The 13,291-nt window shown below is 67.5% G+C and carries 14 protein-coding genes; 9 read left to right on the top strand and 5 right to left on the bottom strand.

The genetic code is table 11. The features are described 5' to 3' along the window. Positions 1-23 precede the first annotated feature (23 nt). Entirely contained in the window at positions 24-851 is an 828-nt protein-coding gene (locus tag F7R26_RS09245) for an NRDE family protein (RefSeq protein WP_150990381.1), read from the top strand. 11 nt (positions 852-862) lie between these two features. On the opposite strand, the gene F7R26_RS09250 is transcribed toward F7R26_RS09245, so the two are convergent. Both F7R26_RS09250 and F7R26_RS09255 read right to left on the bottom strand, forming a co-directional pair. After that, positions 863-1,345, bottom strand: coding sequence for a hypothetical protein (locus F7R26_RS09250; RefSeq protein WP_150990379.1), 483 nt, complete (start codon positions 1,343-1,345; stop codon positions 863-865). A gap of 93 nt (positions 1,346-1,438) precedes the next feature. Beyond that, positions 1,439-2,338 carry a LysR substrate-binding domain-containing protein gene (locus tag F7R26_RS09255; protein ID WP_150990376.1) on the bottom strand — a complete coding sequence of 300 codons (900 nt, stop codon included), beginning with the start codon at positions 2,336-2,338 and terminating at the stop codon, positions 1,439-1,441. A gap of 119 nt (positions 2,339-2,457) precedes the next feature. On the opposite strand from F7R26_RS09255, the gene F7R26_RS09260 reads away from it, so the two are divergent. Continuing rightward, positions 2,458-3,765: an MFS transporter gene (locus F7R26_RS09260; protein ID WP_416351315.1), complete on the top strand. Its 1,308-nt coding sequence runs from the start codon at positions 2,458-2,460 to the stop codon at positions 3,763-3,765. A 20-nt stretch (positions 3,766-3,785) separates the two neighbouring features. Here the strand turns inward: F7R26_RS09260 and F7R26_RS09265 are convergent, their stop codons facing one another. After that, complete coding sequence (locus F7R26_RS09265; RefSeq protein ID WP_150990372.1) at positions 3,786-4,211, bottom strand: GNAT family N-acetyltransferase; 426 nt, start codon at positions 4,209-4,211, stop codon at positions 3,786-3,788. Positions 4,212-4,413: 202 nt separating this feature from the next. Between F7R26_RS09265 and F7R26_RS09270 the strand changes: the two genes are divergently transcribed. The 7 genes from F7R26_RS09270 (at position 4,414) to denD (ending at position 11,446) form a co-directional block, all read left to right on the top strand. Then, complete coding sequence (locus tag F7R26_RS09270) at positions 4,414-5,166, top strand: FadR/GntR family transcriptional regulator (RefSeq protein WP_150990371.1); 753 nt, start codon at positions 4,414-4,416, stop codon at positions 5,164-5,166. Positions 5,167-5,215: 49 nt separating this feature from the next. After that, the gene (ltnD, locus tag F7R26_RS09275) at positions 5,216-6,112 is read left to right on the top strand and encodes an L-threonate dehydrogenase (protein WP_150990369.1); all 897 of its coding nucleotides are present in this window, start codon (positions 5,216-5,218) and stop codon (positions 6,110-6,112) included. Between the two features lie 11 nt (positions 6,113-6,123). Next, on the top strand, positions 6,124-7,428 hold the full coding sequence (gene otnK / locus F7R26_RS09280) for a 3-oxo-tetronate kinase (protein WP_150990367.1): 1,305 nt from the start codon (positions 6,124-6,126) through the stop codon (positions 7,426-7,428). Then, positions 7,425-8,063 (top strand): 3-oxo-tetronate 4-phosphate decarboxylase, encoded by a 639-nt coding sequence (otnC, locus tag F7R26_RS09285; RefSeq protein ID WP_150990365.1) that lies wholly within the window; start codon positions 7,425-7,427, stop codon positions 8,061-8,063. The genes otnK and otnC overlap by 4 nt, the downstream gene beginning before the upstream one ends. Positions 8,064-8,235: 172 nt before the next feature. Continuing rightward, positions 8,236-9,567: an MFS transporter gene (locus F7R26_RS09290; RefSeq protein WP_150990362.1), complete on the top strand. Its 1,332-nt coding sequence runs from the start codon at positions 8,236-8,238 to the stop codon at positions 9,565-9,567. 57 nt (positions 9,568-9,624) lie between these two features. Further along, on the top strand, positions 9,625-10,407 hold the full coding sequence (gene otnI, locus F7R26_RS09295; protein WP_150990360.1) for a 2-oxo-tetronate isomerase: 783 nt from the start codon (positions 9,625-9,627) through the stop codon (positions 10,405-10,407). Between the two features lie 49 nt (positions 10,408-10,456). Further along, entirely contained in the window at positions 10,457-11,446 is a 990-nt protein-coding gene (gene denD / locus F7R26_RS09300) for a D-erythronate dehydrogenase (RefSeq protein WP_150990358.1), read from the top strand. Between the two features lie 97 nt (positions 11,447-11,543). On the opposite strand, the gene F7R26_RS09305 is transcribed toward denD, so the two are convergent. Further along, entirely contained in the window at positions 11,544-11,981 is a 438-nt protein-coding gene (locus F7R26_RS09305) for a YbgC/FadM family acyl-CoA thioesterase (protein WP_150990356.1), read from the bottom strand. A gap of 219 nt (positions 11,982-12,200) precedes the next feature. After that, positions 12,201-13,187 (bottom strand): tripartite tricarboxylate transporter substrate binding protein, encoded by a 987-nt coding sequence (locus tag F7R26_RS09310; protein WP_150990354.1) that lies wholly within the window; start codon positions 13,185-13,187, stop codon positions 12,201-12,203. Between the last annotated feature and the right edge of the window lie 104 nt (positions 13,188-13,291).

Raw genomic sequence — 13,291 nt, forward strand, 5'->3', positions numbered from 1 at the left:
GTGAATGCAGCAAAGGAAGCGCTATGTGCTTGATTCTGGTGGCCTGGCAATCGCACCCGGACTATGCCCTGGTGGTGGCCGGCAACCGCGACGAGTTCTATGCCCGCCCGGCGGCGCCCGTGCATTGGTGGGAAGACGCCCCCCAGGTGCTGGCCGGCCGCGACATGGCGGAAGTGATCGGCGAGCCAGGCACCTGGATGGGCCTGGCCGGCGACGGCCGCTTTGCCGCCCTGACCAATTACCGCGCCCCGTCCGAGAAACGCACCGATGCGCGCTCGCGCGGTGAGCTGGTGGCCGGATTCCTGCGTGGCGACAGCGATCCGCAATCCTATCTGTCCGGGCTGGTGCCCCGCACCGGCGCCTACAACGGCTTCAACTTGCTGGCGTGCGACCTGCGCGAGCTCTGGTGGTACAGCAACCGCGGCGCCTCGCCCTATCCGCAACGCCTCAAGCCCGGCATCTATGGCCTGTCCAACGCCTTGCTGGATACGCCGTGGCCCAAGGTGCGCAGCCGCGTCGGCGCGCTCGCCGAGACACTTGCGGCCGACACCGGCCTGGCCGGCGCCAGCATCGAGCCCTATCTCGACCTGCTGGCCAACGATCGGCAGGCCCTGGATTCCGAGCTTCCACGCACGGGGGTGACCCCGGAGTGGGAAAAGCTGCTGTCCTCGGCCTTTATCCGCTCACCCAGCTATGGCACCCGTGCCAGCACCGTGCTGCGCGTGCGCCATGACGGCCGCTTCGAACTCAGCGAACGCAGCTTCGACGCCAACGGCCGCACCGGCGAGGTGTCCTACCGTGGGCACCTGCGCGTTGCCCGCGACGCCGGCTCGGTGCAAGCGCCGCGCTAAGGCGGCCGCGCTCAGTACTGCTGGGCTGCCAAGCCGGTCGGGCGCAATGCCACGTTCAGCGCGCGGATCGCGGCGGGGTCATTGCGCACCGCCAGCAGCCATGCATCCTCGAAATGCCCGATCTCCAGCAATTGCATGCCGTGCGGCGCCAGTTCGCGGTTGACGTGCGCCAGGTAGAGCGCGGCGGGCTCCATATCGAAATCAAAGTCGTCGCCACCTAGCGGAATGCCGTCTTCGTCATAGAGATCGTCGACGTCGATGGCCGAGACCCCCGCCGCGCGCAGCGTGGCGAGGCGCGCCACCGCCTGCACGCCCAACGTGCTGAAATCGTGCCAGTCCACCTTGACCAAGCAATGCTCCGCCAGCCAGGGCTGCAACCATGCCGAGAGCAGGTCTTCGCCGGCGGGTGGTTCGCCCGGCGGTGCACGGTCGAGGTCTAGGGCGGGCGTGGCATCGGCCAGGGCCTGGAGCAGGCGGGAACGGATTTCAGACATAGACAAGATCAACGCGAAAGCGGCGGCAAAAACAAAGACCGCGATGGTACAGCGTAGGCGGCAGGCTGCAAGCCCCGCAAGCTTTCGCGCCACTCAAGCCACGGCCGCCAGCCTGGCCGGCAATGCAGCCCGAACCGCCTCGCTCACGATGCCTGCCAGCCGGGTGGCGGGTGCCTCCAGCTCGGCATCCTTGCGGTAAAGCGCCAGCGCCAGCGAGGGCAACGCAGGCAGGCCGCCCTCGCCCGGTTCCCAGGCCCGCACGGAAGGTGGCAAGCCCATGCCGGTGCGGATGGTCAGCCCCAGCCCGGCCGCCGCCCCTGCCCACAGGCCGCCCAGGCTCGCGCTGCTAAAAGCCACCCGCCAGGCAATGCCGGCGCGGTCCAGGGCGGCCGTGCCCGCGGAGCGGAAACGGCATGGCGGCTCGAATGCCACCAAGGGCAGCGGGCCGTCGCCTTGCCACGGCGCACGCGCGGCGGCGGGCCCGATCCAGCGCATCGGCAACATCGCCACCTGCTCCACATGCGGCATGCGCACGCCATCGTCCCACGCCAGCGCCAGGTCCAGGCGGCCGGCGGCCACGTTGTCCAGCAGCTCGATGTTGCGCGCCACGCGTGCCTCGATCTTCACCTTGGGGTGCGCGCGGGCGAACCGGCCAAGCACCTCGGGCAGCAGCACCTCGCCAAAGTCCTGCTGCAGGCCGAACCGCACCCAGCCTTCCAGCGCCACGCCGTGCACGGCGGCCGCGGCCTCATCGTTGAGTTCCAGCAGCCTGCGGGCATAGGCCAGCATGGTCTCGCCCGCCTCCGTCAGCGCCAGTCCCCGCCCGGCCTTGCGAAAGATCGCCGTGCCCGCCTGCTCCTCCAGCTTCTTGAGCTGCGCGCTGACCGCCGAGGTGGAGCGGCCAAGCCGGTCTGCGGCCCGGGCATAGCTGCCGAGCTCCATGCCGACGACGAAGCTGCGCAGTACATCAAGGTCGAAGTTCACCGCTGCCATGTCAAACCATCCTGTTATGTGGGATGCTTGATCAATAATTATCTGATATTCAGGATCATTCTGCGGCGGCAGAATCAGGGCGTCAAGGCTTGCAGATGCCGTTTCCCAAGGATGATCCCGTGCCCCGCGCTCCCGCCCCGCTCCCGTTTGCCGCTGCGTCTGCCCCCGCCGGCGCAGCCCTCGCCCCACGCCATGGCCCGGGCCATCGCTGGAAAGTGCTGGCCCTCGGCGTCGCGGCCAATGCCAGCTTTGCCGCGGCGTTCTCGGGCATTCCCACCACGGCGGTGCTGATGCGCGCCGGCTACCGGATCAGCGATGGCGAGCTGGGTTTTTGCCTGGGCATGATGGGCCTTGGCATTGCGGCGAGCGAAGTGCCGTGGGGCTTGCTGACCGACCGCTGGGGCGACCGCCGCGTGCTGCTGACCGGCTTGATGGCCACCGCGCTGTGGCTGGCGTTGATGGCGGTGTTCGTGGCGCCGCTGCCCGTCCATATCCCGGGCAACGCCGCGCTGGCGCTAGGCCTGTTGGGGCTGGGCCTGCTGGGCGGCAGCGTCAACGGCTCCAGCGGCCGCGCCGTGATGGCATGGTTCCGCGAAGGCGAACGGGGCCTGGCCATGAGCATCCGCCAGACCGCGGTGCCCGCCGGGGGCGGGATTGGCGCGCTGATGCTGCCGCTGCTGGCGCAGTCCTTTGGCTTTGCCGCAGTCTACGGCGCGCTGGCGGCGTTCTGCGGCGTCACCGCGGCCTTTGCCTGGCACTGGATGCACGAGCCGCCGGCCGAGCCGGCGCGCGCTACGTTGCCCGCAGGCGGCGTGGCCGGCAAGGCAGGGCCCGGCCCGCTGAGAAGCGCGCAGGTCTGGCGGCTGGTGTGCGGCATGGGCCTGATGTGCGTGCCGCAAGTGGCTGTGCTGACATTCGGAACGATCTACCTGCACGATTTCAGCCACATCGGCATTGCCGCGGCGGGCATGGCCGTGGCGGCGGTGCAGGCAGGCGCCGCCGTCATGCGGGTGTGGAGCGGCCGCTGGACCGACCGCCATGGCAACCGCCGCGTCTATATGCGCGCCTGCAGCTTGCTGACCTTGCTTGTGTTCGCCACGCTGGCGGCGCTGACCTGGCTGTGTGCCGCCGCGCCGGGCTGGCACGCCTTACTGACGCCGGTGCTGATGGCATGCCTGGTGCTGGGCGGCATCTGCACATCGGCCTGGCATGGTGTGGCCTTCACCGAGCTGGCGACGATCGCGGGCGCCAGCCGCGCCGGCACCGCGCTCGGGCTAGGCAACACCTTTGCGTTTTCGGGCTTTTTTCTGGTGCCGCTGGCGATCCCGGCGATGGCTGCCGACCATGGCTGGGCGGCCGTGTGGCTGGCGGCCAGCGCGAGCGCGCTATTGGCGCGGCCCTTGTTTGCGCGTCAGGCCCGCGCCTGACGGCAAGCCGCCCGTTGCGTTCAGCGCAGCAATTTGCGCATTTCCACGTGAGGAATGCCGGCCTCTTCAAATTCCTCGCCGACCTGCTCGAAGCCCACACGCGCATAGAACGGTGCGGCATAGCGCTGCGCATTGAGCACCAGCTCAGGGTAGCCAAGCTCCGCGGCCTTGGCCATCAGCGCATCCAGCACCATGGCGCCGACGCCGCTGCCGCGCGCGGGCTTGAGCACCGCCATGCGGCCAATGTGGCCATCCGGCAGCAGGCGGCCTGTGGCCAGCGCACTGCCGTCCTCGGCCAGCGCCAGGGCGTGCCAGCTTGGCGCATCCCATTCGTCCCACTCCAGTTCAACCGGGACGCCCTGTTCTTCGACGAAGACGGCATAGCGGATGGCGCGCGCGGTATCGCGGGCTTCGGACCAGGGGGCGAGGCGGATGGTGATTGTCATGGTGGTTCGGTGCGCAAGACGCAAAGCGGTGAAAAGACGGCCAGAGGGGCGGCAGTCATGATACTCCGGCCACGGCGAGGGTAAGCGATGCCGGTCATTGCTGCAGCGCCGCATGGGGAAAGGGATAGGGGTAATTCCCGATCCGCATTCTTTCCGGATAATTTGTATGATGACCATATTACCCAATCACCTGAGACCTCCCGTGTTCCAGAAAGTCCCGGCCCGAGCCCTGACAGACACCGTTGCCGAACAACTGCTGGAGAAGATCGACAGCGGCGCCTTCGGCCGTGGCGACAAGCTGCCCACGGAGGCGGTACTGTCCGAGGAATTCGGCGTCAGCCGCACCGTGATCCGCGAAGCCATCGCCCGGCTGCGCCACGAAGGCGTGGTGGAATCGCGCCAGGGCAGCGGCGTGTTCGTTACCGAGCAGGCCGGCATCCGGCCGCTGCGGATCGACTACACCGATGTGGCCACGCTCGAATCGGTATTGCATATCGTGGAACTGCGCCGGGCCATCGAGGCCGAGGTGGCCGCACAGGCGGCGCGCGACCGCACCGATGCCAGCATGATGGCCATCGACGCCGCACTGGCGCGCATCGACGCCGAGGAGGCCGCCGGCGGCGATGGCGTGGCGGCCGACGTGGCCTTTCACCGGACCATCGCCGAAGCCACCGGCAACCCGTTTTTTCTCAAGACGCTGGCGTTCCTGAGCCAGTACCTGGAAACCGCCACCCGCGTGACCCGTACCAACGAGGCACGCCGGGCGGATTTCTCGCGCCAGGTGCGCGAGGAACACCAGGCCATCGTGGCCGCCATCCGCGCCGGCGACGCGCTGGCCGCGCGCAACGCGGCCGAGACCCATATGTACAACGCGGCGCGGCGCCTATCCCATGGCGGGCAGCCCGAGACCGCCACCGACCTTGCCGACGCGCCCGCGCGCGGCCTCTCCCACTGATCGACTGATCGATTGATCGACTGATCACCGCCCCCTGGCAGGAGTCTTCATGAGCAAATCAATTGGCGTCATCGGCCTCGGCGCGATGGGCAACGGCGTAGCGCACAGCCTGCTGCGCGCCGGCTTCAAGGTACATGCCTGCGACCTGCGGCCCGACGTGCTGCAGCGCTTTGCCGATGCGGGGGGCATCCCCTGCGCCAGCCCGGCCGAGCTCGGCGGCAAATGCGATGTGGTGGTCACGCTGGTGGTCAACGCCGCGCAGACCGAGGCCGTGCTGTTTGGCGAACAAGGCGCGGCAAGCAGCCTGCGCCCCGGCACGCTGGTGATCGCCAGCGCGACCGTGCCGCCGGGCTTCGCCGAGGCACTGGGCAAGCGGCTGGGGGAGCGCGGCATCCTGCTGCTGGACGCACCGGTCTCCGGTGGCGCCGCCCGCGCCGCCAGCGGCGAAATGACCATGATGACCTCGGGCCCGGCCGAGGCCTATGCATTGGCCGAGGACGTGCTGGCTGCGATGGCCGGCAAGGTCTACCGGCTGGGCGACGCGCATGGCGCCGGGTCCAAGGTAAAGATCATCAACCAGCTGCTGGCTGGCGTGCATATCGCCGCGGCGGCAGAAGCCATGGCGCTGGGCCTGCGCGAAGGCGTGGATGCCGATGCCCTGTATGAGGTCATCACCCACAGCGCGGGCAATTCGTGGATGTTCGAGAACCGCGTGCCGCATATCCTGTCGGGCGACTACACGCCGCTGTCCGCGGTCGATATCTTCGTCAAGGACCTCGGCCTGGTGCTCGATACCGCGCGCACCAGCAAGTTTCCGCTGCCGCTGTCGGCCGCGGCGCACCAGATGTTCATGATGGCATCCAGCGCGGGACACGGCGGCGAGGACGATGCCGCCGTGATCAAGATCTTTCCCGGCATCGAGTTGCCGGCGAAGAAGGCCGAGTGAGGCAAGCCAGCATGACTGCACAGACCCCTTCCTCGCGCGCCCTGCTTGGCTGCATCGCCGACGACTTCACCGGTGCCACCGACCTGGCCAACACGCTGGTGCGCAACGGCATGCGCACCGTGCAGACCATCGGCGTGCCGGCGGGCGGCGCGGCGCTGCCCGGCGTGGAGCAGGCCGATGCGCTGGTGGTCGCGCTCAAGTCGCGCACCATCCCGGCGGCCGATGCCATCGCGCAATCGCTGGCCGCGCTGCGCTGGTTGCAGGCCCAGGGCTGCCGCCAGTTCTTTTTCAAGTACTGCTCCACCTTCGACTCCACCGACGCCGGCAATATCGGGCCGGTGACCGAGGCCCTGCTGGCGGCGCTTGGCAGCGACTTCACCATCGCCTGCCCGGCATTTCCGGAGAACGGCCGCACCATCTTCCGCGGCCACCTGTTCGTGGGCGATGTCCTGCTCAATGCGTCGGGCATGGAGAACCACCCGCTCACGCCGATGCATGACGCCAACCTGGTCCGCGTGCTGCAGCGCCAGAGCCAGGCCAAGGTGGGCCTGCTGCGCTACGACGCCGTGGCGCGCGGCAGCGACGCGGCCCGCCATGCCATGGCCACCTTGCGCAGCGATGGCGTGAAACTGGCGATTGCCGACGCGGTGAGCGATGCCGACCTGCATACGCTAGGCGAGGCGTGCGTCGACCTGCCGTTGCTCACCGGCGGCTCGGGCCTGGCGCTCGGCCTGCCCGCCAACTTCCGCCGCGCCGGCTTGCTGCCGCAGCGCGCGGATGCCGACAGCGTGGCGCCCGTGACCGGGCCAGCCGTGGTGCTGGCCGGCAGCGCGTCCAAGGCGACCAATGCGCAGGTGGCGCAGTGGCTCATGGCCAAGCGCCCCGCCCTGCGTATCGACCCGCTCGCGCTGGCGCAAGGCGCGCCCGTGGTTGAGGAGGCGCTGGCGCTGGCTGGCTCCCATGACGAGCCTGTGCTGTTTTACGCCACCACCACGCCGGAGGAGGTCAAAGCGGTGCAGGCCGCCCTCGGCGTGGAGCGCGCCGGCCATCTGGTCGAGCAGGCGCTGGCGGATATCGCCGCCGCCCTGAAAGCACGTGGTACGCGCCGCTTCGTGGTGGCCGGCGGCGAGACCTCGGGCGCGGTGGTGCAGGCGCTGGGCGTGCAAGCCCTGCGCATCGGCACGCAGATCGCGCCGGGCGTGCCCGCCACCGTCACGCTGGATGCGCAGCCGCTGGCGCTGGCACTCAAGTCCGGCAATTTCGGCGGCATGGATTTCTTTGACGAAGCACTGCGCCAGCTTGGAGGGCAAGCATGAGCACAGAAGCCAGCCTGCGCGAAGAAATCTGCCGCATCGGCGCCAGCCTCTACCAGCGTGGCTACACCGTCGGCAGCGCCGGCAACATCAGCGCGCGCATGGCGGACGGCTGGCTGATCACGCCGACCGATGCCTGCCTGGGCATGCTGGACCCGGCGGCCATTGCCAAGGTGGACAGCGGCGGCAACTGGGTGGCCGGCGACCAGCCGTCCAAGACGCTGACCCTGCACCGCGCCATCTACGACAACAACCCCCAGGCCCATGGCGTGGTGCATACGCACTCCACCCACCTGGTGGCGCTGAGCCTGGCGGGCGCATGGCAGCCGGACGATGTGCTGCCGCCGATCACGCCTTACTACGTGATGAAAGTCGGGCATATCCCGCTGATTCCCTACCATCGCCCGGGCGACCCGGCGGTGGCGGCGCGCGTCGCGCAGCTTGCCGCCGAAGTGCGCGGCGTGCTGCTCGCGCGCCTTGGCCCGGTGGTGTGGGAGGCCACCGTCTCGCGCGCGGCCTTCGCGCTCGAGGAACTTGAAGAAACCGCCAAGCTCTGGCTGATGTTCAAGGACAAGCCTGACCCGCTCGACGAGCAAGCGCTGGCCGAACTGCGCGATACGTTCAAGGCGCGCTGGTAGGGACCACGCGCGCAGGTACGACAAAGCCCTGACAACAAAAACACAAGCAAGGCAGAACTGACCGCCGCCCGCCCTCGCTAACGCCCGGGCCGCGGCAAGGGCAGCGTTCGCCCCCGGTTTGCCGCCAACAGCGGACATCAAGCCGGAGCCAAACCGATACACGGAGACAACCATGCATGCATCCACCCAGGCCGCGCTAACCGGCGCCGGCCAAGACATCGACCGCGACATCGAAAAACGCGCTTACAGCAAGGTGTTCTGGCGCATCATGCCGTTCCTGATGCTGTGCTACGTCATTGCTTACCTGGACCGCGTCAACGTGGGCTTCGCCAAGCTGCAGATGGCGCAGGACCTGGCGTTTTCCGAAACCGTGTTCGGCCTTGGCGCCGGGCTGTTCTTCATCGGCTACTTCCTGTTCGAAGTCCCCAGCAACCTGCTGATGCACAAGCTCGGCGCGCGCGTCTGGATCGCGCGGATCATGATCACGTGGGGCATCATCTCGGCGCTGTTCGTCTTCGTGAAGACACCCGCCACTTTCTACATCATGCGCTTCCTGCTCGGCCTGGCCGAGGCGGGTTTCTATCCCGGCGTGATCCTTTACCTGACCTACTGGTATCCGGCCAACCGGCGCGCCAAGATGATCGCGCTGTTCATGTCGGGCATCCCGGTGGCCGGCATGTTCGGCAACCCGCTGTCGGGCTGGATCATGGATGCCTTCCATGACTACGGCGGCATGCGCGGCTGGCAGTGGATGTTCCTGATCGAGGCCCTGCCCGCGCTGCTGATCGGCATCGTCACCGTGTTCGTGCTCAAGAACGGCATCGACCAGGCGCCGTGGCTGGACGCCAACGAGAAGCGCGTGCTCAAGCGCAATATCGAGGAAGACGCGCGCCAGGCTGGCGCCTCGGGCACCGGCCACTCGCTTGGCGCCGTGTTCAAGGACAGCCGCGTCTGGTGGATGTGCATGATCTACTTCTGCTTTGTCACCGGGCAATATGCGCTGACGTTCTGGATGCCCACACTGGTCAAGACCAGCGGCGTTACCGGCAACCTCAATATCGGCCTGCTCAGCGCGATTCCGTTTATCTGCGCCATCGTGGTGATGAACTTCCTCGGCCACAGCGCCGACGCCCGGCGCGAGCGCCGCTGGCACCTGATCGTGCCGGCGCTGATGGGCGCGGTGGGCTTTGCCATTGCCGCTTCGTATACCCACAATACCGTGGTGGCCATTGCCGCGCTGTCGCTCGCCGCCGCCGGCGTGCTGACCTGCGCCCCGCTGTTCTGGTCGCTGCCCACCGCCTTCCTGTCCGGGCTGGCCGCTGCCTCGGGCATTGCGGTGGTGAATTCGGTGGGCAACCTGGCGGGCTTTGTGGCACCGTACATGGTGGGCTACCTGACCGACCTCACCCACAGCACGCAGTCGAGCATGTATGTGCTGTCGGCCATGCTGGTGCTCGGTGCCGGGCTGGTCTGGCTCACGCCGGCCAAGCTGGTCAACCGCTAGGCCAAGAACACAAGAACGCAAGAACCCAAGAACCACGCACTTCTCCTGGAGCACCGCATGCCGCGTTTTGCCGCCAACCTGTCGATGATGTACACCGAGCACGCCTTCCTGGATCGCTTCGCCGCCGCAGCGGCAGACGGTTTCAAGGCCGTGGAGTATCTCTTCCCGTACGAGCACGCTGCCGCGGAAATCCGCGCGCGGCTCGACGCCAACGGCCTGGCGCAAGCGCTGTTCAACGCGCCGCCGGGCGACTGGGCCGCCGGCGAGCGCGGCATGGCCGCCCTGCCCGGGCGCCAGGCCGAATTCCGCGACGCCTTGGGCCGCGCGCTGGAATACGCCGCCGTGATCGGCAATGACAAGATCCACGTGATGGCCGGCCTGGTGCCGGCCGGCGCGGACCACGGGCGTCATCGCGCCTGCTACCTGGAAAACCTGGCGCATGCCGCGCAGGCCGCAGCGGCACAGGGCATCACGGTCCTGATCGAGCCGATCAACGCACGCGACATGCCCGGCTACTTCCTCAACCGCCAGGACGACGGCCAGGCCATCTGCAAGGAAGTGGGCGCAGCCAACCTGAAGGTGCAGTTCGACTGCTACCACTGCCAGATCGTGGAGGGCGACCTTGCTGTCAAGCTCAAGCGCGACTTTGCCGGCATCGGCCACATCCAGATTGCCGGCGTGCCCGAGCGCCACGAGCCGGACCTGGGCGAGCTGAACTACCCCTACCTGTTCGACGTGATCGATGGCCTTGGCTATGACGGCTGGATCGGCTGCGAATATCGTCCGCGCGCCGGTACCTCGGCGGGTTTGGGCTGGCTCAAGCCTTACTTGAAGGCCTGAGCGGCCGCTGTCTCCTTGCCGCCCATGGCGGCACAACCGGAAAACGAACATGCAAGTACTGATCACCGGCGGAGTCGGCTTTCTCGGCCTGCAACTGGCCCGCCAGCTGTTGAAACACGGCACCCTGGACATCGACGGCAAGCCCGTCGCCATCGCGGGCCTGACGCTGCTCGACGTGGTAGCGCCGCCTGCGCTGAACGACGCGCGCGTGCGCGTGGTCACCGGCGACCTGTCGGATCCCGCCGTGCTGGCGCAGGCTATCGATGAACACACCGGCGCGGTGTTCCACCTGGCGGCGGTGGTCAGCGGCCAGGCCGAGGCGGATTTTGACCTGGGCATGCGCGTGAACCTGGATGCCGCGCGCGCGTTGCTGGAAACCTGCCGGGCGCTTCACGTGAAACATGGCAGCCGGCCACGCGTGGTGTTCACCAGTTCGGTGGCGGTGTATGGCGGCACCCTGCCCGCTGTGGTGCAGGACGATACCGCGCTCAATCCGCAATCCTCCTACGGCGCGCAGAAGGCCATTGGCGAGCTGCTGCTGTCGGACTACAGCCGCCGCGGCTTTGTCGACGGCCGCGTGCTGCGCCTGCCGACCATCAGCGTGCGCCCAGGCAAGCCCAATGCCGCGGCGTCGTCGTTCGCCAGCGGCATCATCCGCGAGCCACTGGCAGGCGTCGCCGCCAACTGCCCGGTCTCGCCGGAAACGCCGCTGTGGCTGCTGTCCCCGCGCGGGGCGATTGCCGCGCTGGTGCGGGGCATGGAGATCGATGGTGCCAGGCTTGGCGAACGCCGGACGGTGAACCTGCCCGGCTTGTCGGTCACGCCCAAGGAAATGGTGGCGGCGTTGCGGCGCGTGGCCGGCGACGCCGTGGCGGATCGCGTGAGCTGGGAGCGCGAGGCGCGCATCGAGAATATCGTCGGCACCTGGCCTGCCGCGTGGAATACGGAGCGCGCGCTGGCGCTGGGGTTCCAGGGCGACAAAGATTTCGATGCGGTGGTCCGGGCCTATATCGAGGACACGGGCATAGCGGCGCGGTGAACCCGCAGACGCGTTTTGGCGGCACTGGCTTGCAAGCAGGCCGGCACCGCCGCACCTGAAACGACGGAAACGACGGAAACGACGGAAACCGGACGGATCATGCGTCCGGCTTCACCACTTCATACGCCGTGATCGTCTCCCGCACCGGCCCCGGAATCGGCGCCGACTTCTGCGTAGCGGGATCCGCGCAGACATAGACGATCTCGCCCGTGACCAGGTGCTCGTCGCCGCGGTACATCTCCACGCGGAACAACATGCTGGAGCGGCCCAGGCGCGCAATCCGCCCCCGGATCTCCAGCATGTCGTCAAAGCGCGCGGACGCGTGATACTCGAGCGTGGACTTCACCACGAAGATATCCACGCCGTGCGCGTGCAGCACATCCTCCGGATACCGGATCCCCACCGCCCGCCAGTACTCCGTCACGCAGATATCGCAGTAGGTCAGGTAGTGCGCATTGAACACGATCGACTGCGGATCCACTTCGGCCCAACGCACGCGCAGCGGCATGCTGTGACGGAAATCTTCCTTCGCCATGTCGGCGTTCCCCCTTGGTTGCCGGCCGGATATCGGCCCGATATATATGAAAACGGCGCCGGCCCCGGACAGGGCGGCGCCGGCATAAAGCGGCTAGGAGGCTGTTTCAAAATGAAGCGAAGCGGTTCTGGCTAGGCGCGCGGCCGCAGACAGTACAACTGGTACGGCAAGGCCGCGCAACGACGCCAGAATCTTTTTGAAATGGCCTCTAAGTCAGGCTTATTGCGGCTTGTTCAGCCCCAGCTTGTCGATAATGGCCTTCTCTTTCTTGACCGTATCGGCGGCGAAGTGCGCGTATTGCTCGCTGCTCATGTAGAACGGCTCCATGTCGAACTTTGCCAGCGCATCGCGGTAGTTCTGCATTTCCATGGCCTTCTTGAAACCGTCGTGCAGCTTCTTGACGATCTTCGGATCGGTGCCCTTGGGTGCCACCACGCCGAACGGCGAGGTCTGCACGATGCCCAGGCCCAGCTCCTTCAACGTCGGCACATTGGGGAAGCGCGCCGAGCGCTTCTCGCCCCAGGTCGACAGCAGGCGCAGCTTTCCGGACTCCACGTACGGTGCCCAGGCCGGGGTGTCCGCCACCGACATCACGTGCCCGCCCAGCAGGGCCTGCATCGATTCCGAGTTGCCCTTGTACGGAATATGCGAGAACTGCACGTTCTGCTTCATGGCCAGCTCTTCCATGGTCAGGTGCAGCGTGGTCATCGAGCCCGGCGAGCCGTAGGTCAGGCGGCCCGGGTTGGCCTTGGCGTAGGCGATGTAGTCCTGCATGGTCTTGATCGGCGAATCCACCGGCACAACCAGGCCAAACGAGTAGCCGGCCAGGTTGATCACGTACGACAAGTCCTTGACCGGATCCCAGTTGATCTTGGTGGTGTACGGCAGGCGGTAGACCGGCATGGCTACCTGCGCCAGCGTGTAGCCGTCCGGCTGGGTCGATTGCATCAGCTGTGCGGGCAATACCCCGCCAGCGCCAGGTTTGTTCTCGATGATGACCGGCTGGCCGAGGATCTTGGAAGCGTTTTCCGCCAGCACGCGGAACGGCAGGTCGGTGGAACCGCCCGCGGTATAGCCGATGATCAGGCGAATCGGCCGTTGCGGGAAATTGTCCGCCTGCGCCAGGGCCGGCGCGCTGGCCAGCCCCAGGGTAGCCGCGGTGGCGGCGAGCGCGCCCGCATGGGCGAGGAAATGGCGGCGTTGCATGAGTCTGTGTCTCCTTTTGCTACTGCTACAAGTAATGCACTACACGTAAAGCCAATGAAACCGGGGGTTCTGCGACCGCTTCGATCTGGCTGCCGGCCCGTGCC

Origin of the sequence: Cupriavidus basilensis (assembly GCF_008801925.2) — a bacterium.
GTDB lineage: Bacteria > Pseudomonadota > Gammaproteobacteria > Burkholderiales > Burkholderiaceae > Cupriavidus > Cupriavidus basilensis.

What these genes read in the sequence shown, in the direction of transcription:
- F7R26_RS09245 (WP_150990381.1), top strand. Translation starts at nt 24, where the DNA reads ATGTGCTTGATTCTGGTGGCCTGGCAATCGCACCCGGACTATGCCCTG.
- F7R26_RS09250 (WP_150990379.1), bottom strand. Translation starts at nt 1,345, where the DNA reads ATGTCTGAAATCCGTTCCCGCCTGCTCCAGGCCCTGGCCGATGCCACG.
- F7R26_RS09255 (WP_150990376.1), bottom strand. Translation starts at nt 2,338, where the DNA reads ATGGCAGCGGTGAACTTCGACCTTGATGTACTGCGCAGCTTCGTCGTC.
- F7R26_RS09265 (WP_150990372.1), bottom strand. Translation starts at nt 4,211, where the DNA reads ATGACAATCACCATCCGCCTCGCCCCCTGGTCCGAAGCCCGCGATACC.
- ltnD (WP_150990369.1), top strand. Translation starts at nt 5,216, where the DNA reads ATGAGCAAATCAATTGGCGTCATCGGCCTCGGCGCGATGGGCAACGGC.
- otnK (WP_150990367.1), top strand. Translation starts at nt 6,124, where the DNA reads ATGACTGCACAGACCCCTTCCTCGCGCGCCCTGCTTGGCTGCATCGCC.
- otnC (WP_150990365.1), top strand. Translation starts at nt 7,425, where the DNA reads ATGAGCACAGAAGCCAGCCTGCGCGAAGAAATCTGCCGCATCGGCGCC.
- F7R26_RS09290 (WP_150990362.1), top strand. Translation starts at nt 8,236, where the DNA reads ATGCATGCATCCACCCAGGCCGCGCTAACCGGCGCCGGCCAAGACATC.
- otnI (WP_150990360.1), top strand. Translation starts at nt 9,625, where the DNA reads ATGCCGCGTTTTGCCGCCAACCTGTCGATGATGTACACCGAGCACGCC.
- denD (WP_150990358.1), top strand. Translation starts at nt 10,457, where the DNA reads ATGCAAGTACTGATCACCGGCGGAGTCGGCTTTCTCGGCCTGCAACTG.
- F7R26_RS09305 (WP_150990356.1), bottom strand. Translation starts at nt 11,981, where the DNA reads ATGGCGAAGGAAGATTTCCGTCACAGCATGCCGCTGCGCGTGCGTTGG.
- F7R26_RS09310 (WP_150990354.1), bottom strand. Translation starts at nt 13,187, where the DNA reads ATGCAACGCCGCCATTTCCTCGCCCATGCGGGCGCGCTCGCCGCCACC.